25 protein-coding genes, 1 tRNA gene and 2 pseudogenes are annotated in these 24565 nt (G+C 34.1%); 9 read left to right on the forward strand and 19 right to left on the reverse strand.

Translation table 11 applies throughout. From position 1 onward, the window contains the following. The first annotated feature begins 101 nt into the window (after positions 1–101). Entirely contained in the window at positions 102–815 is a 714-nt protein-coding gene (locus JR053_RS01205) for a hypothetical protein (protein ID WP_179949524.1), read from the forward strand. 69 nt (positions 816–884) lie between these two features. Here JR053_RS01205 and ribD read toward each other — a convergent pair whose 3' ends face one another. Continuing rightward, the gene (gene ribD / locus JR053_RS01210; protein WP_416603289.1) at positions 885–2123 is read right to left on the reverse strand and encodes a bifunctional diaminohydroxyphosphoribosylaminopyrimidine deaminase/5-amino-6-(5-phosphoribosylamino)uracil reductase RibD; all 1239 of its coding nucleotides are present in this window, start codon (positions 2121–2123) and stop codon (positions 885–887) included. Continuing rightward, positions 2123–3304 (reverse strand): deoxyguanosinetriphosphate triphosphohydrolase, encoded by a 1182-nt coding sequence (locus tag JR053_RS01215; protein ID WP_010407034.1) that lies wholly within the window; start codon positions 3302–3304, stop codon positions 2123–2125. Before JR053_RS01215 ends, ribD begins: the two co-directional genes overlap by 1 nt. 47 nt (positions 3305–3351) lie before the next feature. On the opposite strand from JR053_RS01215, the gene JR053_RS01220 reads away from it, so the two are divergent. After that, on the forward strand, positions 3352–3774 hold the full coding sequence (locus tag JR053_RS01220; RefSeq protein WP_010407032.1) for a HesB/IscA family protein: 423 nt from the start codon (positions 3352–3354) through the stop codon (positions 3772–3774). Positions 3775–3800: 26 nt separating this feature from the next. Then, a complete protein-coding gene (locus tag JR053_RS01225; protein ID WP_010407030.1) occupies positions 3801–4475 on the forward strand; it encodes an ABC transporter ATP-binding protein in 675 nt (224 codons plus the stop codon). A 29-nt stretch (positions 4476–4504) separates the two neighbouring features. Here JR053_RS01225 and JR053_RS01230 read toward each other — a convergent pair whose 3' ends face one another. Continuing rightward, positions 4505–4729, reverse strand: a complete 225-nt coding sequence (locus JR053_RS01230; protein ID WP_006014264.1) for a hypothetical protein — start codon at positions 4727–4729, stop codon at positions 4505–4507. Then, complete coding sequence (locus JR053_RS01235) at positions 4722–5420, reverse strand: alpha/beta hydrolase (protein ID WP_010407025.1); 699 nt, start codon at positions 5418–5420, stop codon at positions 4722–4724. The genes JR053_RS01230 and JR053_RS01235 overlap by 8 nt, the downstream gene beginning before the upstream one ends. Before the next feature lie 134 nt (positions 5421–5554). Here JR053_RS01235 and JR053_RS01240 point away from each other — a divergent pair, with 134 nt between their 5' ends. The 3 genes from JR053_RS01240 (at position 5555) to JR053_RS01250 (ending at position 8203) form a co-directional block, all read left to right on the forward strand. Next, positions 5555–6742 (forward strand): cysteine desulfurase family protein, encoded by a 1188-nt coding sequence (locus JR053_RS01240; RefSeq protein ID WP_010407022.1) that lies wholly within the window; start codon positions 5555–5557, stop codon positions 6740–6742. Positions 6743–6943: 201 nt separating this feature from the next. Further along, positions 6944–7666: a Bax inhibitor-1/YccA family protein gene (locus JR053_RS01245; RefSeq protein ID WP_007302228.1), complete on the forward strand. Its 723-nt coding sequence runs from the start codon at positions 6944–6946 to the stop codon at positions 7664–7666. Then, complete coding sequence (locus tag JR053_RS01250; protein WP_010407017.1) at positions 7667–8203, forward strand: cytochrome c oxidase assembly protein; 537 nt, start codon at positions 7667–7669, stop codon at positions 8201–8203. Between the two features lie 44 nt (positions 8204–8247). Here JR053_RS01250 and JR053_RS01255 read toward each other — a convergent pair whose 3' ends face one another. Then, positions 8248–8778 (reverse strand): ankyrin repeat domain-containing protein, encoded by a 531-nt coding sequence (locus JR053_RS01255; protein WP_010407015.1) that lies wholly within the window; start codon positions 8776–8778, stop codon positions 8248–8250. A 281-nt stretch (positions 8779–9059) separates the two neighbouring features. Here JR053_RS01255 and JR053_RS01260 point away from each other — a divergent pair, with 281 nt between their 5' ends. Continuing rightward, positions 9060–10037, forward strand: coding sequence for a quinone oxidoreductase family protein (locus tag JR053_RS01260; protein ID WP_010407010.1), 978 nt, complete (start codon positions 9060–9062; stop codon positions 10035–10037). A gap of 127 nt (positions 10038–10164) precedes the next feature. Here the strand turns inward: JR053_RS01260 and dapA are convergent, their stop codons facing one another. The 9 genes from dapA to elbB form a co-directional block, all read right to left on the reverse strand. Next, a complete protein-coding gene (gene dapA, locus JR053_RS01265; protein WP_029237692.1) occupies positions 10165–11046 on the reverse strand; it encodes a 4-hydroxy-tetrahydrodipicolinate synthase in 882 nt (293 codons plus the stop codon). A gap of 9 nt (positions 11047–11055) precedes the next feature. After that, positions 11056–11538: a single-stranded DNA-binding protein gene (gene ssb / locus JR053_RS01270; protein ID WP_006014313.1), complete on the reverse strand. Its 483-nt coding sequence runs from the start codon at positions 11536–11538 to the stop codon at positions 11056–11058. Between the two features lie 68 nt (positions 11539–11606). Then, positions 11607–11680 (reverse strand) — tRNA-Arg (locus tag JR053_RS01275). 12 nt (positions 11681–11692) lie between these two features. After that, complete coding sequence (locus JR053_RS01280) at positions 11693–12481, reverse strand: hypothetical protein (RefSeq protein ID WP_010407002.1); 789 nt, start codon at positions 12479–12481, stop codon at positions 11693–11695. Next, positions 12478–13086: a hypothetical protein gene (locus JR053_RS01285; protein WP_010406999.1), complete on the reverse strand. Its 609-nt coding sequence runs from the start codon at positions 13084–13086 to the stop codon at positions 12478–12480. The genes JR053_RS01280 and JR053_RS01285 overlap by 4 nt, the downstream gene beginning before the upstream one ends. Before the next feature lie 4 nt (positions 13087–13090). Then, a complete protein-coding gene (locus JR053_RS01290; protein ID WP_010406997.1) occupies positions 13091–14530 on the reverse strand; it encodes a hypothetical protein in 1440 nt (479 codons plus the stop codon). Between the two features lie 270 nt (positions 14531–14800). Further along, on the reverse strand, positions 14801–15727 hold the full coding sequence (gene ispH / locus JR053_RS01295; protein WP_010406995.1) for a 4-hydroxy-3-methylbut-2-enyl diphosphate reductase: 927 nt from the start codon (positions 15725–15727) through the stop codon (positions 14801–14803). Between the two features lie 66 nt (positions 15728–15793). Then, positions 15794–16102, reverse strand: coding sequence for a hypothetical protein (locus JR053_RS01300; RefSeq protein WP_010406993.1), 309 nt, complete (start codon positions 16100–16102; stop codon positions 15794–15796). Between the two features lie 138 nt (positions 16103–16240). Beyond that, positions 16241–16939 carry an isoprenoid biosynthesis glyoxalase ElbB gene (gene elbB, locus JR053_RS01305; RefSeq protein ID WP_416603297.1) on the reverse strand — a complete coding sequence of 233 codons (699 nt, stop codon included), beginning with the start codon at positions 16937–16939 and terminating at the stop codon, positions 16241–16243. Between the two features lie 141 nt (positions 16940–17080). Here elbB and JR053_RS01310 point away from each other — a divergent pair, with 141 nt between their 5' ends. Beyond that, the gene (locus JR053_RS01310) at positions 17081–18079 is read left to right on the forward strand and encodes a glycine zipper family protein (protein WP_416603299.1); all 999 of its coding nucleotides are present in this window, start codon (positions 17081–17083) and stop codon (positions 18077–18079) included. Between the two features lie 582 nt (positions 18080–18661). Continuing rightward, positions 18662–19573: pseudogene (locus JR053_RS01315) on the forward strand (transposase). Positions 19574–19840: 267 nt separating this feature from the next. Here the strand turns inward: JR053_RS01315 and thyX are convergent. From thyX to fabF, 5 genes and pseudogenes are all read right to left on the reverse strand, one after another. Then, positions 19841–20683, reverse strand: coding sequence for an FAD-dependent thymidylate synthase (gene thyX / locus JR053_RS01320; protein ID WP_010403081.1), 843 nt, complete (start codon positions 20681–20683; stop codon positions 19841–19843). 9 nt (positions 20684–20692) lie between these two features. Continuing rightward, on the reverse strand, positions 20693–21970 hold the full coding sequence (gene murA / locus JR053_RS01325) for a UDP-N-acetylglucosamine 1-carboxyvinyltransferase (protein ID WP_416603302.1): 1278 nt from the start codon (positions 21968–21970) through the stop codon (positions 20693–20695). A 4-nt stretch (positions 21971–21974) separates the two neighbouring features. Beyond that, positions 21975–22112 carry a hypothetical protein gene (locus JR053_RS01330; protein ID WP_158307661.1) on the reverse strand — a complete coding sequence of 46 codons (138 nt, stop codon included), beginning with the start codon at positions 22110–22112 and terminating at the stop codon, positions 21975–21977. Positions 22113–22194: 82 nt separating this feature from the next. Next, a pseudogene (locus tag JR053_RS01335) lies at positions 22195–23143 on the reverse strand (IS5 family transposase). 147 nt (positions 23144–23290) lie between these two features. Beyond that, a complete protein-coding gene (gene fabF, locus JR053_RS01340; protein ID WP_010406452.1) occupies positions 23291–24562 on the reverse strand; it encodes a beta-ketoacyl-ACP synthase II in 1272 nt (423 codons plus the stop codon). Positions 24563–24565 lie beyond the last annotated feature (3 nt).

The raw sequence follows: 24565 nt of genomic DNA on the forward strand, positions 1-24565 counted from the left end.
AGCTTGAAATATATACTTTATGCGAAAAGTAGCTTGACCAACATGCATTATTAATACACACTACTCAATCTTTTTATTAGCCTTATTATAAGGGGACTATTATGACTATAAAAAACGTATTGAAGTGGGAAAACACTGCACATATAACAAAAATGAGTATTGAAAGTACAGTTGCAACTGCATCTTTAGCAGCAGCAATAACAACAGTATTGATTGCTACTAAAGTAATTGCTGGACCTGCGTCTTTAGCACTTATTGCTAGCCCTGCTGGAATTGCAGTTCTATTTATTGCCGCTGTATATTTTGCCGCAGCAGCTTATGCTTCATATCAGCAAATGCATGCAATAGAAAATGCTAAAGGTGAAAAGGGTGAGAATGGTAAAGACGGCGCGAATGGTAAAGATGCAGATTTCTCTGTTCTTCTTGGTGATGTGGTAAAGAGTGGTGCAGTTGTTGAAGAAAATCAGAAATTAAATCTGAAACTTTCAAAAGATGATTATCAAGCATTGACAAATGATAAAAAAGAGGGTAGTGAAGTGGTCCTGCACGTATTATCAGAAGGTAAATCAGTTGAAGTTAAATTTAAACACGTTGCTGTTGCTGACGATAATGATAATTATAAAGTGGAATTAACTAGCGTAGATAGTAAAGATCAGCCTGCTGATATGAAAACAGAGTTATGTATGACTGATTCTAATCCATTAAAAGTTGCGGTAAGTGATAAAGATCTTGAATCTTTAAAAAATGGAGTTTCAACTAAATTAGGAGAGTTTGTAGTAAATGCAGCTATATCCAAAGTTATTATTGGTAAGTAGTTTTAAATCGAGAAAAAAAGAGGTAGGGTCATCTCTACTTCTTTTCTCTATCGTTCAAGTATGTAAAGGTTACGGTAATCTATCCCACATCTCAACTACATCCTTACTAAACTCTATTATCTCTGCTTTTTTGAACTGATAACATTCATTGATGGATTGAATTCCTAAATCTTCTACAAAAGGAGTGGCATCATTACCTAAAATCTTGCCACTACGGCAGATTATCAACCTGTCGATTAAATTGTGCTTTAATAATTCTGTAATCAACACTCCTCCACCTTCAACTAATAACCTTGTTATACCAATTTCTGAAACAAGTTTTGATGCCATGTCTTTTAGGCAGACTTTTCGATCTGATGTCATTCCAGTGCTTGACACTGGAATCCAGTTTTCACTACGCAATTGCTTGAAGTTTTCTGGATCCCAGTGTCTGGGCACTGGGATGACAGGAGAAGGCATTGGAATGACAGGAGAGTGTGTTGGGGTAACATCTGGAATAACAGGAGGTTTGTGATTTGAATTGACTATCAAATAATTAATGTCTTTTATTTTTCTCTCTACTTCCTTATTTGTGATTACCCAAGTTATTACTTTGTCTGCAGTCTTTGCAATATTATGCTCTTTCTTCAATTTCCCTTGGCTATCGATAATTAGCCTTATTGGCGACCTGTCTTCGAGTCCTGGTAATCTGCAAGTTAAGAGTGGATCGTCATTGATAAGGGTACTACTGCCAATCATAATTGCATCATATTTTGCTCTGAGCTCATGTACCCAATTTCTCGTATCTTCACTTGTTATCCATTTGCTATCACCTGTAAACGTTGCGATTTTTCCATCGAGAGTTGTTGCGATTTTGCAAGCTATAAATGGTCTATGGAGTTTCTTAGTGGTAAAAAAGCCAACATTTAGTTTCTCTGCTTCTTTCTGCATAATCCCTTGTTTTACTTCAATTCCTGCATCTGCTAAAGCTTTTATCCCTCTACCTGAAACCCTACTATCTGGATCAATTGTTGCAATCACCACCATTTTTATTCCAGATCTTATGATTTCTGCAGTGCAAGGTTCTGTAACTCCAAAGTGGCAGCATGGTTCAAGAGTGACGTACATAGTTGCACCATGAGTTAAATCTTTAGCATTTTGTAGAGCAATTACTTCTGCATGTGGACGTCCACCGATTCCTGTGTAGCCTTCACCAATTATCATACCATCTTTTACAATGATACATCCAACAGCGGGATTTGGTGCAACACTTCCAAGACTTTTTTCTGCAAGTTTTAATGCGATCGACATGAAATAATCATCGGTCATTAGAAAGAAGTCATTTCGTATGAGGTATCAAAAATTCTTCTGTGCTCGTGTATGGCAAATCTATCTGTCATACCTGAGATATAATCACATATTATTACTGAACGCTGAGATTCACAAGCAAGCTTGTTCCACTCTGTGGGTAATAACCTTGGGTTTTCATAAAAACATTGAAAAAGCTCCTGTACTATACGTTTTGCTTTGTTCATTGTTCTGGTCAGTTTATAACTTCTGTATATTTTTTCCATGTTAAATTTTTTCATCTCTTTTGTGGCATTTGCAATTTCTGGTGAAAATGTGACTAGCATTGTATTTAGACCTCTTACATCTTCTACGCTTTTTATTTTGTAGTCTTTAATATTTCTTTCAGTCTGAAAAACGACATCATTTATCATAATTCCTATAGTTCTACTCAGTGATTCATGTATGAGTTTGCTTTGAGCCAATTCTGAATATTCGCTTTTTACTTCTTTGAACATTTTGCCAATTAAAGGAACATCGAGCAAATCTTCGGTTATTACTAAATTTGCCCTGAGTGCATCATCAAGATCATGAACACTATAAGCAATGTCATCAGCAATCGAAGCAACTTGTGCTTCAAGACTTGAAAATTCTTCAAGCTTTAGATCATATTTTTCATTGTATTCTAATAGTAGCTGATTATTTGTGTGGGATACCGTATTTTGACCGAGTAAAGGACCGTTATGCTTTGCAACGCCTTCAATCACTTCCCAACTTAGATTCATACCATTAAAGTCAGCATGTTTTTGTTCAAGATAAGTTAAAATCCTTATAGCTTGAACGTTATGATCAAACTTATACTTCTCGTTATCAATTTGAACTAGAGCATTCTCACCTGTGTGACCAAATGGAGGATGACCAAGGTCATGTGCAAGCGCTATGCATTCGGTGATGTCCTCATCTAATCTGAGCCTGCGTGCGATGGATCTTGCAATTTGTGCAACTTCAAGGCTATGAGTTAGCCGAGTACGATAGTAATCATGCTCATAATTGATAAAAACTTGTGTTTTGTACCCCAATTTCCTAAACGCATTAGAGTGAATAATGCGGTCCCTATCACGCTGAAAGCAGCTGCGATTTTCATCTTCTGGCTCTTTAAAATTTCTTCCTTTTGTTTTATTTGGAAAGCACGCGTAACTTAATAGAAAATTATTGTTTGACATGTAAAATTTCTACTATAATAGGTTATCAATAATGAACGGTGGTTGTTATGTCAACAGATTACAATATTAGCTTAACTGACAATGCATTAAGGAAAATCCACTCCCTTGTAGAACAGGAAGGAGATGAGAGTTCTATTTTGCGGGTTGCAGTTTCAGGTGGTGGATGCTCTGGCTTCAAGTATAATTTTCTTATGGATCAAATAAATCAGAAGATGTCTTTGGATGACGATTTTGACGATGACGAAGATAGCGAGGATTATAGAAGCCACTCCAGTTTTAGTGAAAAAGGTAAAGATATAGTAATTAATGATGAGAATGGAAACCCTGTATTAATGGTTGATAATTGTTCAGCGAAATTTTTAAATAACTCAACTATAGATTATACTGAAGATCTAAGTGGTTCTGGTTTTCAAATCAAGAATGCTCTCGCTAAGTCTCGATGTGGGTGTGGTAACAGTTTCTCGGTCTAATTCTCCCTCCTGGATCTTTTTATAATATGGGTGGTGGTGTAACACTAGAGCTAGCTTCTGTAAGTAAGAGCTTCAAAAAAAGTCCTGCTATTGTAGAAGATATCAATCTGAGTCTTACAAGAGGGCAAGTAGTTGCATTGATCGGCAGTTCAGGATCAGGAAAAACAACTATATTGCAAATTGCAGGCCTATTGGATAAGCCAACTTTAGGTGTAGTGACAATAGATGGAGTAAATTGTACGCAAGCCAGCAATAAATATAAAACTCATGTAAGAAGAAATTTTCTTAGCTTTGTTTATCAATTTCACTATTTATTACAAGAGTTATCAGTGTTGGAAAACGTTATGCTTCCTCAGCTTATTGCAAGAAGAAGCAAAGCTGAAGCAAAAAAAAAATCGCAAGCAATATTAGAAAAATTTGGTCTGGAAAATAAAGCAAGTAGTATGGTATCTGAAATTTCTGGTGGAGAAAGGCAGAGGGTTGCAATTGCAAGAAGCATTGTAAACTCTCCAAAGCTTTTACTTGCAGATGAGCCAACGGGAAATTTAGACCCAACAAATTCTTTGAATGTATTTTTGCTGTTACATTCATATGTAAAGGAAAATAACAGCTCTATGCTTATAGTAACACACAACTATATCCTTGCAGAAAAAGCAGATCACATTTTTCAGTTAAAAAACCGATCATTAGTAAAGCTGTAAATGGAAGAAACAGTACAATACAAAGCTACCTATAACTTGTACTTATTTAACCAATGGTCATTAACAGAGTGTAATTCGCATGAAATGCTTTCATTATTTTTTATACACGGACTCTTTAACTTACGCTGTTTACTTAGAAAGCATCCTGACAGCATAAACATTGCTAAAACGAGAAATAATAATTGCCTAAACATAACAAGACTTTTTTTATTTATATTAATACGTTCATTTCTCTCATTTGTAAAGTTAGGCATATTCTTTTACCCTTATCTCTTTTTTAACTTTTTTGGAGGAAGTGACTGCACTGTTTAAGCGTAGTTTTATATAATTATCTATAATTTGAGCTACTTCCTCTTCTTTATCCCTTAAAAAGTGGTTAGTATCGTCTACTATATGGTATTCCATATGGTTATTTTTTACCGAATTTATTAACCTTTGTGCTAATTCTGTTACATCGCTTTCTTCTGAAATTGTATCATTATTACTTTGTATTATAAGTCCAGGAACTGGGCAAGGAGAGAGAAAAGAGAAATCGTACTTAGTTGCTGGAAGAGAAAGGGCAACAAAACTTACTATCTCTGGACGGCGCATTGTCAATTGCATAGCTACCCATGCTCCAAAAGAAAAACCAACTATCCAAATTGGAACATTGTTAGAGTTATGCTCCTGAAGCCAATCAATAGCTACTGCAGCATCAGTTAATTCTCCTATACCCTTATCAAAAGTTCCGGTAGATTTTCCGACACCACGAAAATTAATTGTCAATGCAGAAAAGTTATTATCGATAAAAGATTCATATATAGTATGTATAATCTTACTATCCATACTACCACCATATTGAGGGTGATGATGTAAAATTAGCACAACTGGTGCATTGGTATCTTTGCTTTGATGGTATCTACCTTCTATCTTTTTTGTTGAATTATTTAAAAAGACTTCTACCATGATAACTCCTAATAAAAACCTGTTTTGACAGGTGTTGATAATGTAAATTGTTTATTAATTATGTATTAATTTCCCTGTTTTTGCAATAAATTTTTATCGTGTTAAAGTTAACATACATAATTGGTTGATGGTAAGTGACAAATAAGCCTGTGAGTTTATTCTCTCTGGAAGACAGTAGTTGCGTGTATGCTGATTATAATGCAACTGCTCCAGTGAGTAAAAATGTAAAAAAAAGTATACTTGAGATTTTGTCGAAACAAACACTAAATCCATCATCGCTGCATAAAAGAGGACAAGAAGCGAGGAAGATTCTTAAAGAGGTAAGAGATAACGTACGTGATGCTCTTAGCATTCCAGATGATAAAGAAATAGTTTTTACGTCTGGTGCAACTGAAGCAAACAACCTCGTCATGAGAGGAATGAAAGGCTATCTGCATGTAATTTCAGCTATAGAGCATCCTTCAATTCTTAATTCTGCATGTAATCGACATATAATACCCGTTAATCAAGAGGGTATTATTGACTTTTTAGAGCTAGAGAAAATTCTAAGCGAACTTGAAGGGAATAAAGTAATAATTTCAGTGATGATGGCTAATAACGAAACTGGAGTTATCCAGCCTGTTAAGGAAATAGCTAAAATGGCACATAAATTCGGGGCAATCTGTCACACTGACGCTGCTCAAAGTGTTGGGAAAATCAAAGTAAATATGGAAGATTTAGGAGTGGATTTACTTACTTTATCTGCTCACAAATTTGGTGGTATAGCAGGTAGTGGAGTTTTAATATTTGACAAAAAGCTTGTAATAGAACCTACTATAATAGGTGGTGGGCAAGAAAAAGGATTGCGTGGTGGTACAGAAAACATTATTGCAATAGTAGGTCTTTCTGCTGCATTGCAAAACATTCCAGATCTTCTATCAAAGATGGATGAAGTAGAGAAGCTGCGTGATCAATTGGAGTATGGGTTATTAAGTCTTGTCAGTGATATCAAGATCTTTGGCAGAAATTCTAAAAGATTGCCAAATACAAGTTTCATTTATATGCCGAGAGTGAAGAATGATCTGCAGCTCATGTGCTTTGACTTAAATAATATTGCAGTCAGCAATGGTTCTGCATGTTCTTCTGGAAAAGTTGGGCCTTCTCATGTTTTGCTTGCAATGGGAGCAACAAAAGAGCAAGCAGAATGTTCAATTAGAATCAGTATAGGTCCGGAGGTTAAACCGCGAGACATAGAAAAAATAGTGGATTGTTGGTATAGTATCTATAAGAAGAATGCTTTAGTAAATGCAAAAACTACTTTCACCATTCCCCTTAAATCATGATAGAGGGAATGGTGAAAGTAATTTCTATTGCCAGAGGTTGTTATAATAGTTAAATGCTGCTGAAAACCGATTTGCTTATAGTTATGGAAGAAATTCTCTAATTGCATACCACATCATTCAATTGTAGTATGTCATTTTATACTTGATAAAAACGCTGTATTGTATTATAATATATCATCAAGAGATAATAAGGAGTTACATATGTCTTATATGAAAAACGAACAGGATATTCGCTCTCAGGGCGTTTATTATAGTGCTGGACTCAGGAGTTACCTAACTAAAGTATACAATTATATGGCTTTAGCTTTAGGTGTTACAGGGCTTGTTGCGTTTTTAACAGTGTTTTCTGGTCTTTTCCAGGTGATTTATTCCAATCCTGTTCTATCGCTTGTGGTAATGCTATCTCCAGTTGCATTGGTGTTTTATATGTCTTTTAGGCTTCAACACCTAAGTGCTCAGTCAACACTTACTGTATTTTTTCTATTCTCAGTTTTAATGGGAATTTCTTTATCTCATATTTTTATAATTTATACTGCAGAAAATATAGCGAGAGCATTTTTCATTACATCGATCATGTTTGGTTCTATGGCTTTATATGGTAATACTACAAAAAAAGATCTTACCAGCATGGGTTCTTTTTTGATTATGGGAATCTGGGGGTTAATCATTGCATCTATAGTTAATCTGTTTCTTGGAAGCAGTCCTCTCTATTTTGCAATATCGTTTGTATCAGTGATAGTGTTTACTTTAATGACCGCATACGATGCTCAGAGAATCAAAGATGTTTATTATAGATATAATGATGGCTCAGAAGTTGCAACTACTAAGCTGGCAATACTTGGTGCAACTAATCTTTACTTTGACTTCATCAATATATTCCTCAATTTACTCAGGTTACTTAACTTGTTCAACAATAAGGATTAGATGATTTCCTTTTTAAGGGGAAACAATAAAAGTTCTATAGTTTTCCTCCTAATATCTTTAGTGGTATTGATGCTGTGTCTTGCATATGCTTCAGTACCGTTGTATAGCATCTTTTGTAAAGCTACTGGATATGGTGGCACAACGAGAAAAGTAACTAATGCAACAATAAATGCAACTGACCAAAAAATCAGGGTTCACCTTAATGCTGATATAATATCAGGTCTGCCTTGGGAATTTAAATCAGAAACTAACTACATCGATACAAATATAGGGCAACAAAGTTTAGTATTTTATTATGCAAAAAATTTATCTGATCAGCCTTCTTTTGGAATGGCAGTGTATAATGTCACACCTTTTAAAGCAGGTAAATATTTCAATAAAGTTGCATGCTTTTGTTTTGAAGAGCAAATGCTGCTACCAAAACAAAAAGCGGCTATGCCCGTATCCTTTTACGTAGACCCTGAAATAATGCGTGACAATAGTACAAAAGATTTAAGTGAAATAACACTATCATATACGTTTTTTAAGCTTAAATAACAAACCTTTTCCTATTGTAATCCGAACAAGGTTGTACGATACATCTATTGAATTGAGCAGGAGCTCTTATTTGCTTTTTGCACACTGACTACTTGTGTTTCAGTGTTCGTTGTTGCTAATTCCCATCCTTCATTATTTGCTTCACAAGCATTCCAACATTGAGCCAACTCCTTATTATTTTTTACAGAATCTGGTATTTCTATGTTGGGATTTTTTTCTAATGTATGCTTAATTAGAATCTCACAGCAATTTTTGCGTTCAATTGACTTATCCTTACAATATAATTCAGCAACACACTCTAAAGCAGTGTTTCCATTGTAGTTTTCATCTGGGCTATCATTCACTCCCGCTTTTATGAGAGCCTTTAATATGTCCGGAGAATGGGTCAAAACACAGGTATGTAAATATCCTTTTTCGTTTTGCACATTAGCTCCTGCTTTTATTAAAACTTGCGCTAGATTTGTTAAAGTGTACGGTTTATAGTTAATGGCGATGGAAAAAAGACTATCTATTGGAAAGCCATCATAATCTTTCAAGTCAAATCTGTGATTAATATCAAATCCTTTTTTTCCCAAGAAGTATATAAATATTTACAATAGTCTCCTTTTTTATCTGATTTTTGCATTTTACATTTTAACCTTTCTTTTATTTTTATTATTGGTATCTAAATCGTCATCTTCATCCACTTCACACAACACATTGAATAAAACACCATAAAGCCAAGTTTCTCTGTTTGTCATAATTTGTGCCTCAAAACTATTAACAATACGCTTATGTAGTGTATAAACTCTAAATAACATTTTGCAAAATATTAATTGCTAGATAACATAATTAAAGTTTTTGTCTTACATTTATCATGGTTAGAGCTATACAAATTAAAAAAACTGGGGGGCCAGAAGTATTAGAATTTGTAGATAAGAGCATAGGTGAGCCAAAAGATGAGGAAGTCTTAATACGTCATACAACTATCGGCTTAAATCGTTATGATTTAGAACACAGAAAAGGTACACGCAAAATTAAAGATCTGCCATCAGTACTTGGAGTAGAGGCAGTAGGAGTTGTTGAAAAGCTTGGTAAAAAAATTAGTGATGGACTTAAGGTTGGAGATAGAGTTGGATATTGCACAGCTCCTCCAGGGGCATATTGTGAAAAGCGCATTGTACACCAGAAATATTTGATAAAAATTCCGAATGATATACCTGATGAAGTTGCTGCTGCAGTATTGTTTAAAGGTATGACAGCTCACTATTTAGTTAATCAATCTTATAGAATCAGGCCTGGTGCTTTTGTACTAGTTCATGGAGCTAATGGTGGTTTGGGGCAAATAATATGCCAATGGGCAAAGGATAAAAAAGGTGTAGTGATAGGTTCTATAAGCTCTGACGAAAAAATGAAGATAGCTTTACAAAGTGGCTGCACATACGCAATAAACTACAATGATAAAGACTTCGTTTCTAAAATCATGGAGATTACGAAAAATAGAGGAGTAGGTGCGGTGTATGACCCTATAGGTTACGCTACAAGCAAGCTCTCTTTTGAATCTTTAGGTAAGTTTGGCATATATGTTTCCTATGGGCAGATATCAGGTAATGCTCCTATTAATTTCTCTTTACTTAGTTCGCGTTCGTTATTTGCAGCTGGAACTTCGATATATCACTACAAGCACAATAGACTTACGTTAGTGCTTACTGCAATGGAAATTTTTGAAATGATAAGAAAAAAACTTTTAATTGTACGAATTAATAAAAAATATAAATTTGATGAAATAATAGAGGCTCATTGTGACATGGAAAATAGGAAAGTAAGTGGGCTAAATATTATCAAAGTTTCTTAAATAACTTAGTAACCTAAAATAATTATTCATTAAGTCATATCAACAAGAATTTCACATGGTTAGTTTTCTTATAACAAGTTAGTTTATTTGATGCAGGTGTAGAAGTTGATGATGTGTGTTCCTAGCTTTAGCTATTAGTCAATTCTTTCCATCCAAGAATCATTTTATTAGCTTGCCTCAATGTTTCAATAGAAGGCAAGTCTTCTGTGCTTAGTGGTAGACGAACAGTTTTGTGTTCTATAAGCCCAATGTCATGCAAGAGTGCTTTAGTAGGTATTGGATTGCTGGCAGTAAATAGAGTTTTGCAAGCTTGTTGCCAACTGTCTGCCTGAGGGTTCTCGCCACTCATGCATTGCTTAACATATTCATGTACTACACGTGGCCAAACATTGGCAGCAACAGAAACCAGACCAGCCGCACCCTTAGCAGCCATATCGGGTATCATATTATCATCTCCGCAAAAGACCTCAATATTTGGTGCAACTTTCTTATACTGAGTTAAAGTATCAACGGTGCCACTTGAATCTTTGATAGCCCAAAATTTTTCGTGGCTGGATAAGTTGCGTACAGTTTCAGCGTGAAGACTCACTCCTGCTCTTGATGGAATATTGTAAAGCATGGCTGGCACATGTGCTTTTTCAAGCAGCTTTTCAAACCATAAAGTTTGCCCCATGATTCCAGGCTTTGCATAAATGGGAGTTGTCATTAGATAGCCATGAATAGGCATACCCTTGCAAAAATCAAGCCATTCAAGAGTCTGATATAGATTCACTCCTGGTACACCAATTATAATTTTCGTATTTAATTTTAGCTCACATACAAATTCAACTAATGTGCGCTTTTCAGAATCAGTAAGTGATAAGCTTTCACCTGTGCTACCTAGCAACACTACACCATTTTCAGCTTCAGCTTGCATTGTTAGTAAACGCTGCAAGCTTTGGTAATCTATACTATCTCCACTGCAATTAAAAGGAGTAACACAAGCAGTCCATAAAAATGTAGATTTCAATTGAAGTTATTAAAATGGTATTTCATCATCGATTAGTTCGTCTTTTATATCGTTGTCAAAACTTCCGTGTTTATCTTTTTGTTCTGTTTCATTTTGTTTGTATTCACTTGGCTTGTAATCAGAGTTTGACATACTGTTTCGTGAATCTAAAAGGGTAAGGGCACTATTAAAGTTATATAGCACCACCTCTGTCGTATACCTTTCGCTACCATTTTGGTCAGTCCATTTTCTAGTTCTCAGAGAACCTTCAACGTAAACTTTACTACCTTTGCGCGCAAAATCCTTAACAATTTTTACTAATCCTTCACTAAAAATTACAATATTATGCCATTCTGTCTTTTCAGAGCGCGTACCAGAAAATTTGTCAGTCCAACTTTCAGATGTGGCTATCGAAAAACTTGCCATCTCTTTTCCATTTTGTGTAGTCCTAATTTCAGGATCTTTTCCTAAATTACCAACTAATATGACTTTATTTATAGTACCACTAGACATAATTATGCTTTAAAATAAATCTCTTTATTATCTTATGTGAGAGTATTATTGTCAAATTTAATTAAAAACGCGCTTGGAGGGATTCGAACCCACGACCTTTGCCTCCGGAGGGCAACGCTCTATCCAACTGAGCTACAAGCGCAGATGTATTAGATTATTTAATAGATAAACTATCTAAATCAAATTTTTGTTCTGGATAAAGCGTAAACATAATACCTCCATGTCCAAAATGTACATTTTTAGAATTGCTTATCCGTTCTTTTGTTATCTTTTGGTTTACAGCCCATGAAAAAGTTACATAATTTTCAGTTACTGAGTGCACTTTTAAATCCTTAGTATTTATAAACAACTTTCCATTTACCCATATTTTCCATGTATCGGGGGAAAAGTATAAAATTGAATCTAAACTGACTACTTTACAATTGAAATTTTCTTCCTCTGTAACTCCTGAAGACTGTAAGTTAAACTTTTCCATCTCACTAACTATTCTATTAACCTGCTCTTCATCAAAAAAAATGCTTTTTATGCTACCATATTGCGATAAAGTACTCTCTGCTGCCTCTTTTATTATATCGTCTCGATCTATATAATAATTGTTGATAAAAAAACACTCCTTCGCACGCAAATTTGCTATATCAATGAAGTCATTTATTTCTTGATTTCCAACTTTTAAAATACTTTTTAAGTACTTCTTTTCTATAATCATTCCATCATTAGAATGATGACAGACCATTTCATCATTGCCTTGTCTTTCTATATATACACATAAATTTTCACTATTTAACCCTAATATTTTATGCTCAATAAAATCTTCATTACTAATATGCTGTTGGCAAGAATATTTTTTACAAATCCCTATATTTTCTACAAGATCTTCGCAATTGCAATATGCACTAAAATTAAAAAATAGCAGCGTAAAAATAAAAAACAACTTTATATTCATCTACTTAATATGGTATACCAATCAAAAACTATACTAGCTCTCACTATCTCTATCATATTACCACTTAAAATCTGGTTTATAACTTTAGCATCTATATTTCTCTGCTTATTCAAGGTAAGAGATCTGATCATAACATAACCAGGAAGATTTGGAATAGACTGTAGAAATAAAAAAATATGCTTATCGCTAATTGAGCTTAAACTTAGAACCACTTCACTTCTTATTACTTTTGTATGTTCACTTTTATTGTGGAGTTCAGCTTCTTCAGGTATAGAAATTGATATTTCAGGTTCTAACATGTAGTGTTTTTTATATAGCTTGTTAAGCTCAAAATTTAAATTTGTAATGTATCTGCTACTATGTAAGTTTGAAGAAGAAATTCTTTTCCATAAATCTAGGTTTTTATTTAGAACGACTTCTTTCTTTTGAATTTCAATGATCTGTAAATTAATAGAGCGTATTTCCTCAGCTGCAGTTTGATTTTTATTATAAACCTTTTTGTTATAGATAATAAAACACGTTGATAACCCTATTAATACAATAGATAACAATAAGTAATATATGCACTGAATTGTAGCTTTTCTTTTTAGTTGAGAGATAGTCATCAATCTACATTGCCTCTCCTATTTCAACATCAATAGATAGATTTTTCTCTTTAGTAGTAGGTAAGCTAGAAATACTAATATCATGAGTACGGAAATTATCGTTTAAATTTTTCTGTAGTTTCTCGTATTGATAAGAAATGTCTTTACCAGATTGAAAATTAAACCTTAAAGTTGTGGTAATATAACTTTTTGCCTCATTATAATTCCACTCAAATAATTGAAGCTCTACATCTGGTACTTTTAGCTTTTCTACATACTTAACTTGTGTGAGAGGAGAGTACTCTATTTTTGATAAAATATTATTGATATTAATAAAATCGTAAACTTCATCTATCTTTTTTACATTATAGCTTTGGCTAAGTTTTATTAGTTTGTTATTTAAAGCACTCCGCTTTGCAGATAAATTATCAGCAATATTAAAATTCGAATACAAATTCCGCAAACAAAAGGTGTTAATTACAATTAAAGTCAAAAGGAGGTATAGAAAAATCCGAGGAGAGTTTAAATAAAGGTAATTGAATAGATAAAATTCTTTAGTTTCTTTTGTATTAAAAACATCTGTTGGCTTATTCTTAAAGCTATGGAACAAAATTGTAGTATCACAAAAGCTATCTTTTTCGCATATAGCTAATTCTGCTCCCAATAGTTTACCTAGCTCATATGGAGTCAATATGTTCACACTATTCTCTGAAAAATTTATAACTGATAAACTAGATTTAATAGCTTCTGATACTATGATGCAAAGGTCGATAGGGTCATTTTTTTCAAATCCAAACTTAGTTAAAGATTGAATTGTATTTTTCACTTCCTGATATATTTCACCAGCAATGATTCCTGGTAAATTATCATTAGTAAATGGTATTAAACGTGTAAATATCATTTTGTTCTCTTTAAGAACCACTTGTCTATAGCCACCTGTTTTAGTTGCAGCAACTATAATTTTCCAGTTACTAGGATCTTTGTGTAGAATCTTTTTTGCTATACTGACTAGTTCTATAGGAAACATTAATATTCCTTTAAAGTTAGAGCCTATTTCAACAAACACGTCCAACCAATATTCTATTAAATGATTTGCTTTTGATGAAACAAATAGATACCACCAGTTTTGATTAAATTTATTCGGCTTTTCGACCAAGAGAATAGAATTTATATCGTTATTATGAGCAAAATGCTCTACTTTTGTTTTTGCTGATAGATAAGCACTAATCCTATTTACTCTTGGGATAGACTGTAGCAAATAGTTCTGATCAGTGTGATTGAGAACCAGATATAAGGGTGCTTTTTTATCTGATGAGAGACATGAAATTAAGTCAGAAACAACTTTATTATTTTTGTCCTTAGCAAAATATCTTTTATTTAAAGTATCATTTTTAAAATATAGTAACATTGTGCCTTCTTTTCCTATAGAAAGCATAAACTTACTTTTGGGTTTTGACCCAAACATATTAACAAAGTGTATACTCATCTAGAATTAAAAAGGTAATTTATTGAAATTCATTAAACATTAGATGACAATATTACTTATATTATAAGTTTTTGATAAAATTAGTAGTAATATTAACCCTTTTGTATGATGAAGGTTTTTTATATTTGTGCTAGACACAACTTAACCTGACAAACGAGGATTAATTATATCTCAGCTTGATATTTTATTCTCCAACAGACTGAAAATTGAATTGAGCTAAAGACTTGATTTGACGCACGTTGTTGCACATTACCATTTAGTATACTTGAACTGAACATTTTCAGTGAATCCATCTGGCATGACTGAAACTTTTGTATTCATATTTATTTTTAAGTAATTTACTAGCTCATCAACTAATATATCAGGAGCAGAAGCACCTGCAGTAATTCCTATTTTTTCTGCGCCCTGCAACCAATTTTTGTTCATACATTTATAATTATCAATCAAATAGGCTCTTTTTCCTGTGGAAATGCACAGGTCTAATAAACGGTTTGAATTTGAACTGTTTTTGCTTCCTACAATTAACACTACGTCTGTAATTTTAGCCAATTTTTTAACAGCGTTCTGCCTATTTTGTGTTGCATAGCATATATCTTTTAAGTCGGGGCCTGTAATGCTTGGAAATCTGAGCTTCAGTGTAGCAATAATTTCTTTGGTATCGTCAATACTTAACGTGGTTTGTGTTACATAAGATAAATTATCTGGATCTTTGATTTGTAAATTGTATACGTCTTGCATAGTTTGCACTAGAGATATAGGATTACTTACTCTTCCTATAATTCCTTTAACTTCTGGATGATTTTCATGTCCAATTAGAATTAATTCTTTACCACTATCCTCATACCTTTTTGCCTCTTTATGTACTTTGCTAACTAATGGACATGTTGCATCAATCACTTGAACACCCTTTCTTTTTGCCTCATCCTCTATACTTTTCGACACTCCATGTGCGCTAAAGATCAATATTCCTTTATTGTCTTTAATGTCTTCTATGCTGCTTACAAAAACCACTCCTTGTTTCTTGAAGTCCTCTACTATATACTTATTATGAACGATTTCGTGTAGTACATAAACTTGGCGTTCATTTTTGTATTTCTCTAAAGTAATTGCTAATATGTCTACAGCTCTTTTAACCCCTGCACAGAAACCGCGTGGTTCAGCTAAGATAATCTCCATTTTTTTTCAAATCAAGTAAGTATATAAACATTGCTAAAAAGCAAGCTCCGCTCACTATGTTTCATATCATGACTGCTTTACTATAATTTCAAATTTATCATTACCAAGATTTTTGTTAATATACCAGGAACCGTCATCTTTAATTACAAATTCAGGACCCTTAAGGTCTCTTTTTATTGTCCTTCCATCTTGGCCATCCATAGCAATATGGATATCGAATGTAACGATGTCTAGATTTACCATAGCCTTTTTCCCACTTTGTGAATTTAGGCTAAACTTGCCCAACATGACATCATTAATACTCACTTCTCCTGCATAAGTATCACACTGACCATCTATACAACACTCACTTTTAATATAAAAAAGATCTAACATATTTAAATCTATAAAAAAAAAGAACTAAATTTATATACTAAATACAATTCATCATTAATAAGCAACTATAGATTACTTTGGCTACAGCAATAATGCAACTGGAAGTATAACATAATTAATTGTATAAGAAACTACACTTTAGAGAAATGGTTGTTTGGTTTTTTTATTAATTTTTTTCACCATACTGTCAATCATGTGTTTTATTCCTTGATATACAGAGTATATACTTTCGTCATTACGCATATAAGCAGAGCAGGAAAATACATTATGTTTTTCATCTTCTATTGATAACTCTGTATCGCATGTTATATGTTCGCCGCCGAGCTTCTCTATCAACTGGTCTTTGTCGTTTCCTATAGTTACCTTAATCTTACTTTCTTCTTTACCTATCTTGCTACTTAAAATTAAAACAATAATGGCTGGAGATATACATATAGTTCCTATTGGCTTTTTTGCAACAAAGAACTCTGAGACTAATCTTTCAAACTCAGGCATTACTGTTTTATTTTCAGCTAAGTCAGATAAATTTTTCGCAACTCCATATCCACCAGGTACGACTAGCATGTCAAAATTTTCAGCTTTAGCTTCTCTTAAATCATTTATCTCACCTCTTACAATTCTTGCTGATTCTACAAGTACATTCCTTTTTTCTTTTACTGCTTCTTTTGTTTTGTGATTCATAACTTGTGTGATATCAACATCAGGAGCAAAGCACGTGACTTCAACTTCCTGCTGATCAAACACAAGCAGAGTTAAGACTGCTTCTCTCACCTCTGTGCCGTCGAGGTGGCCGCATCCTGATAAAACCACAGCGGCTCTTAATTTTTTCTCACCCATAAAATACCTTGATTTCATATAATCTAGGTATTGTAATACAAATTCCATATTTGGAAAGGAGTAATTATTTTATGTCAATTATAATATAATTAATAATTAGCATATATAATTAGGCATATTTATAATTGATAGGAATTGAATATGGTACAAGGTGGTACAACAAATCCAACCAATTCGGACGAGTTCATTGAAAATGTAGTAAGATATATTAGTGAAAAAGGAGATTTGTTACAAAAATTGCAGGATCTATTAAAACTACGTGGCTTTGAAAAGAAAGGTGAAATTTCTAATACACCACCTATCGATGATATGTCTAAATTTCTGATGGAAAATAAAAATGTTTTTGGGAGTGTAATAGGTCTTATATTGGAGAATTTTGAGAAAAACAAAGTTGAATCAAAAGAATTTTTGGAACAAGGAAATAAAGTAAAAGGCATGGAGAAAGAGCTTGAAACTTTAGGCAATCAACTGTTAGCTCAGGGGGTAATAAGTGGAGCAGCAGTGACAACACTAACAGGTGTACTAGCAGGTTTATTAACAGTAGGAGGAGTGACTGGTGCATTAATTGGTGGTGGGGCAGCATTCGTAGGGTTTGTAGCACTAGTTGCTATAGTTGCTATTGGTTATGCTATATATCAGCATAGAGGTGAGATAAAAGAAGGAGCGATTAAAGCAGGAAAAGCAGTGAAAAGTTTTGTGAAAGATGTGATCGATAAATTACCTACGATTCAAGCAAGAGAGAATAATTTTGGAAAGTTAATAAGCAATGTGACAAAACAGGATCTTAAAGCTACTGGAGAAGAAAGAACAATTCTTGATAATAAAGTAAAAATAATAGAAATGCTCCGAAATGAAGAGCAGCGATCTGCTATACGAGAGTTAGTAAAGGATGGAGACATTAAAGAATTTTCAGAAAAGGATATGGAAAGACTTCTACAAAAGGGCCTCAGTACTCATGAGAGTGATGAGAAAGCACTTGAGGATTCTATAGAAGAATTAAAAGCTGCAATTACTTCAGATAGCAAAACAGTAGAAGATTTTATACAAGAGGTGAATAATAAAGCTAAAGAAATGAAGCCAAGTTCTACAGTGAAGGAGTCAAATTCTGAACAAGTTGATGGAAACAACATGAAAAAATAGAATTGATGCATTTGGGGAGCATTTTGATGTAAAAATGTATCTGTCTATCTTATTTTGCCACCCTGCTAAGCGGACACAAAAAATTACTTCCGCATATTTTAAATCTGATTATAATAACAATTATAGATATTTTTAGAGCTCAAAAATCTATCTTTGTCTGCAGACCTTTTTTATTAAACTCATAAAAAAATGTAGCGTATCCTCTTCAGTGTATACTTAATTTCTGTCATGTGTGCTCTGCATTTTTTTCTAATCTTTTTTACAGGGGGATTTTATGTCCAGAATTCCAGATATTTGACCTTTACTTTAGCTAATAAAAACCAACTGGTACCTGCGGTTTTTATAGCTACGTTTCTCAAACAAGTTTCAAATGAATAGATTTCTTGCATAACTGGATTCAAAAGTTGATGTCATTCTAGCGCGTGACGCTAGAATCCAGTCCTTTTGTGCAAAAAACGTTGTAAAGTGTTTACCAACTTAGTTGGATCCCAATGGGCTTTGTTGCATCGCTCAAGTGAAAAGAACTGGCAGTTACTGACAAAATTCATTATAAAACAGCCATTTAACTGTTGAAGAAAAAATATGCCACAGAAAATGAAAGTCAGTAACCAAAACGAATATAACAAATTCCTTGAAAAAAGGGGGAATATTTTTCGTTACATCGATGAAGCTATCGAAAATTGGTATGAAAATAGTCCAAAAATGCAGGGCGGCAACTATATTTATAGTGATAAAGTTGTGATTTTGGTGCATATAATCGTCAGTTTCTTTAGAATTGGTTTAAGACAAACAGTCGGGTTTATAAAAGGGTATTTGCAACAAATAGGAAGAGATTTGCAGCTATTCACAAGCATCAAAAAAATTAATATTAAGATAAATGATTGCAGGATTGATAAAAGCAACATGGAAAATATTGAAATTATCATAGATAGCACAAATTTACAGTAACACTCCTGGCCACAAGGAAAACAGTGCAGATAGAAAGTACCGAAGCTACGAGCAAGTAAGAAAGTTACATGTTATGTTAAGTGTGAATAGTAAAAAAGCTATAGCTGCAAGATACAGTAATGGCGTCTACTCTGACCACTTGCGATTTGCTTGAAGAAGTTAATTTTCAGCACAAAATAAAAGCATTATATGCAGATAGGGCATACGATAGGCAAAAACTTTATAAATTGTGTAAGAAATACGATATAAAAACAAAAGTTCTACCAAAAAAGGATGCAGCAGAACATTCAAAAATAGATTATATGTCTGACAGGAATGCTGCTATTAGGTTAATAAAATTATACGGTGAAGATGGCATGAAAGAATGGAAAAAGAAGTAAATTATGGGAAAAGATCTTATATTAAAGGGTTTTTCTCAAGATTAAAGCAAATATTCGGATTTAGTTTTAGGAATAAATCTGAGATAAATCGAGAAAAAGAACTAAATGCTATTTGCTTAATAAATTCACTGATATTGGTATGGCTAAATTTGAGATAGTTACATGAATTTACCATAAATCACCATCTCATAAAGTGTGATGCAACAAAGCCATCCCAGTGTCAGCTACTCTGATGACACCAAAGGGGCACTTGGATAGAGGCTACTTGAATAACACCATCATAAGGTGAAACTAGATTCCAGTGTCAAGCACTGGAATGACATCATCTGCTATGCAAATTACCAAAATGTTCGTACAGCTGTGACTGGTTTGAGTTTTGTACATCTATCCTGCAAACGCTATGTAAATAACAACTATACATTTATCTTCAAGATTATTTACCAAGTATAGACATCAGCTCATTCCATTCTCTTTTACCAATGCCACTTTCTTCTCTCGTAACATTTTCTCCTTTTATTAGCTTGCGAATTATTTCAAGACCAGTTTTTGAAATGCAGGCTGATTTTAGCGAGTATTCAACAAAAGCATTATAGGCCAGCGGGACCCATTTCTTCACTATGTCCAACATAACTTCTGCATAGACTCTAATTTCATATTGGGCGTGCTGATCAGCTCTAAGCCTTAAAAAGTGAAAAAGGTTATGTAAATCTATTTTCCAATAAAACTGAGTATAGTAATTAAGTGTTAGATTAGTTCGGGCAATTTCCCTTGCAAGGCCCTGTTCAATAAATTTCTCATAATGAGAATATACTAAATTAGAATCATTTATTAGAGAATCTATTATTTCTTTTGAAGTACTTGAGTCAAAAGCTTCACCGCTGCCTTGTTTATTATTATCAGATTGTTTTGCAACCTGTTCTGGTATATAAAATTCATTATCAAGTATCGAATACCTTCCGGAATATTCATTCACATTTGCAGTTCTGTGTCTTATCCACTGTCTTGCAATAAAAATTGGAAGTTTCACGTGAAACTTAATTTCACACATTTCAAATGGAGTTGTATGATGATGTCTCATCAAGTATTTTATAAGCGCTTCATCTTGATTTATCTGTTTCGTTCCTTTTCCATAAGAAACGCGAGCAGCTTGAACTATGGCGCTATCAGAGCCCATATAATCAATTACTCGAACAAATCCATGATCTAACACCTTATGTTCTTCGTATAGAATTTTATCTATCTCTTTTACTGTAGTTCGCTTAGTTGTCTCATTCATAATATATTCTCAAGATGAAACAGAGATATCAGCTCCACATGAATTGAGTTTTTCGTGCATTGCCTCATATCCTCTCCATAAATGATGTGAGTTGTTTATTGTAGTTTCTCCTCTAGCCACCAAAGAAGCAAGCACCAAAGCTGCCGTTGATCTTAAGTCATTAGCATATAGATTAGCTCCAGATAAGCTCTTTATTCCACTTATAGTAGCTTTATTTTTTTCGATGCTGATATTAGCACCTAATTTTCTTAGCTCATTTGCATGTGCAAATCTACTTTCAAAAACGTTCTCTTCAATGATTGATATTCCACCTGCAATTGACATAGCAGACATTAGTTGTGGTTGCATATCACTGGGAAAGTTGGGATATGGATTTGTTGCAACGTGAGCAGATTTAATAGAGCCATTTTTTCTAGAAATAATAATACCATCATCATGTAACTCAACTCTGGCTCCTATAGTCTTCAATTCATTTGCAATACATTCTATATCAGACAAACTTACTCCTTCTAACTTTAGCTCGCCGTCGGTAATGACAGCAGCCAAAGCATAAGTACCGGCCTCTATCCGATCTGGTATGATTGTGTGGACACATCCGTTTAATTCATCAACGCCTTCTATTGTGATTTTTGTGTTGTTAACTTCAATATTGGCACCCATTTTTTTTAGAAACTCTATTAAATCAAGAACTTCCGGCTCCGTTGCGGCATTGTTTATTGTTGTTACTCCTTCTGCAAGTGTTGCTGCCATGATTATGTTTTCTGTTGCGCCAACACTTACTTTTTCAAATGTTATTTCTTTGCCTTGCAATTTCCCCTTTGTTGTTGCAGTTATATTACAGCTATCAATTTCAATTTTAGCTTCCATTGCTTCAAGTGCCTTGATATGAATGTCAACAGGACGTTTTCCAATATTACATCCACCAGGAAATACTGTTGAAACTCTACCAAATCTGCTGAGCATTGGACCTAGCATTAAAAAAGATGCTCGCAGTCTGCTTGCAATTTCATGTGATATTAAATGGTTATTGATATTGCTACAGTCAATTTCCAAAGTATGATTTGCTTTATAGTCTTTATTGCATATAAAATTTACTTCTGCACCAAGACTCTTAAGCAGCTCAGACATCAAATGCACGTCAATTAAATCAGGTACGTTATGCAAAGTTATTGAAGAATTACTGAACAAGCTTGCCGCCATTATTGGCAAGACGGCATTCTTTGAACCATTAATCTTGATTTTTCCAATCAAGGACTTATGGTTACTTCTTACTAATATTTTATGCATTTAATCAAGCGATAGAACTTATCAAGTAAGTATAATAGGTTAGCGGTAAAAGGCAAAATTTTGCTTTTTCTTCTTCTGTCATTCGAGTAGCTGACACTGGGATCCATTTCTTCATCATCATCAAAATGTTATATTTCAACATTACTTTTATGCTGACCAATTTAACTGGATTCCAGTTGGCTTTGTTGCATCACTCTTCGGATAATAGGTAACGTGGAATAAATTCATGAAGCTATCTCAAATTTAGCCATGCCTATATCAGTAAATTTGTTAAGCAAATAACACTTGAGTAGCAGTTCTCTCTCACGATTAACCTCAGATTTGTTTCTAAAACTAAAACCAAATGTTTGCTTCAGTCGCGAGAAAAAACTTTCTATATAAGATCTCTTCCCATAATTTATCTCTTTTTTCCACCTCTTCATACCATCTTCATCATATGACTTTATGAGCTTGATTGTAGAATTTCTCTCATCCATATAATCCAACTTTGGATGCTCTACTGCATTATTTTGCGGAGGAATCCTTGTCTTTATGTCAAGCTCATCGCACAGTTTGTATAACTTCTTTCGATTATATGCCCTGTCTGCATATAGTGTGCTTATATTATATTTAACATCAATCCTTGCAATAAGATCACATGCTCCATAGTGGTCAGAATAAACTCCGCCACTGTATTTTGCTGCTATAACTTTTTTGCTACCTATCTCTAGCATTACATGCAGTTTTCTTGTTTGCTCATAGCGGCGATACTTTCTATCTGTACCATTTGCCTTGCTATGACCTGGAATATTATTGTAGATCAGTACTATCTATGGCAATCTCAATATCTTCTGTATTATTTTTATCATGTCTTCGATCATTAATTTTGATGTTAAGTTTTTTAAGCCTTCTTGAGGCCTGGGAATAGCTAATAACTTGCAAGTTTTTCCTTACTTGCTCAAGGTACCCTGCTATAAATCCCGCTGTTTGTCTCAGACCTATTCTAAATAAATAAGTTATTATGTGAACCAGAATCACGACCTTATCGCTATAAATATAGTTGCCACCAGCCATTTTTGGACCTTTTTCGTACCAATTTTCTATGGCATCATTGACGTAATAAAAAATATTTCCCCTCTCTTGGAGAAATTTGTTATATTCATGGCAGTTACTGACTCTCATTTTTTGTGGCATATTTTTCTTTAGTAGGTTAAATGCTTGTCTTATAGTGAATTTTGTCAGTAACTGCCAGTTCTTTTTATTTGACCTATGCAACAAAGCCATTCCAGTTTCAGCTACTCGAATAACATTTTCGTAGTCGATTCAAAATAGCATAATTAACTACACCTTTCCAAAGATGAGAGACGCGTTGGTACCACCAAAACCAAATGAATTAGAAAGCGCATATTGAATTTTATGCTCTTGAGCTTTAAGTGGTACAAAATTTAAATCACACCCTTCTGAAGGTTTGTGTAGGTTTAAAGTTGGTGGAACAATTCCATTGTTTAATGCAAGGATACTAAATATTGCTTCAACACTTCCTGCGGCACCAAGTAAATGTCCTATAGAAGATTTAGTCGAGGAAACAGGTATTTTATAGGCATAGTCACCGAATAACTGCTTCATTGCTATTACTTCAACTTTATCCCCAAGTTTTGTTGAAGTTCCATGTGCATTGATATACCCAATTTGACTTGGGCTTACTTGTGCACTCCTTAAAGCAAGTTCCATTGCCTTAAGTGCGCCTCTTCCTTCTGGATGTGGTGCTGTGATGTGGTGCGCATCTCCTGTTAACCCATATCCAGTGAGTTCTGCATATATTTTTGCTTCCCTTTTTTTTGCATGTTCATATTCTTCCAGAACTAATATACCTGCCCCTTCGCCCATGACAAATCCATCGCGTTCTTCGTCCCATGGCCTTGAGGCCTCTTCAGGCTTATCATTGAATTTAGTTGATAGCGCCTTCATCGATGCAAAACCTGCAATTCCAACTCTGCATAACGCACTTTCTGCTCCGCCTGCAATCATAATGTCAGCTTCACCGAGTTTTATAGCTCTTGCTGAGTTTATAATCGCATGCGCACCTGTTGCACATGCAGTTACCGCTGAGTCATTTGGACCTATAAATTCGTATTTAATAGAAATATGACCAGATATCAAATTTATTAGACTTGCAGGAACAAAAAATGGGCTAACACGTCTAGGCCCCTTCTCCTGCATGGTAATTACATTTTCCTGAATTGACGGAAGACCACCTATACCAGAACCAATAGCTACACCTATTCGCTCTTTATTAATATTTTTATTTTCCAAAATTAGTGAATCTTCTACTGCCTGAACAGCTGCTGCAATTCCGTAGTGAATAAAACGATCTGTTCTTTTTAGGTCTTTTTCAAAAATATAATCTGGTGGATTAAAATAGTGCTCAATGTTATCGGATTGCACAGGCACCTGCCCTGCAACCTGACAAGCAAGATCAGAAGAGTCGAACCTATCTGTATTGATTGCTTTGATGCCAGATTTACCTTCTTTCAGCTTTGACCAGGTGTTATTAACATCTGCTGCTAGTGGAGTAATTAAGCCAACACCGGTAACTACTACTCTTCTGCTCATTCA

The organism is Wolbachia endosymbiont of Nasonia vitripennis, assembly GCF_048054115.1.
Lineage (GTDB): Bacteria > Pseudomonadota > Alphaproteobacteria > Rickettsiales > Anaplasmataceae > Wolbachia.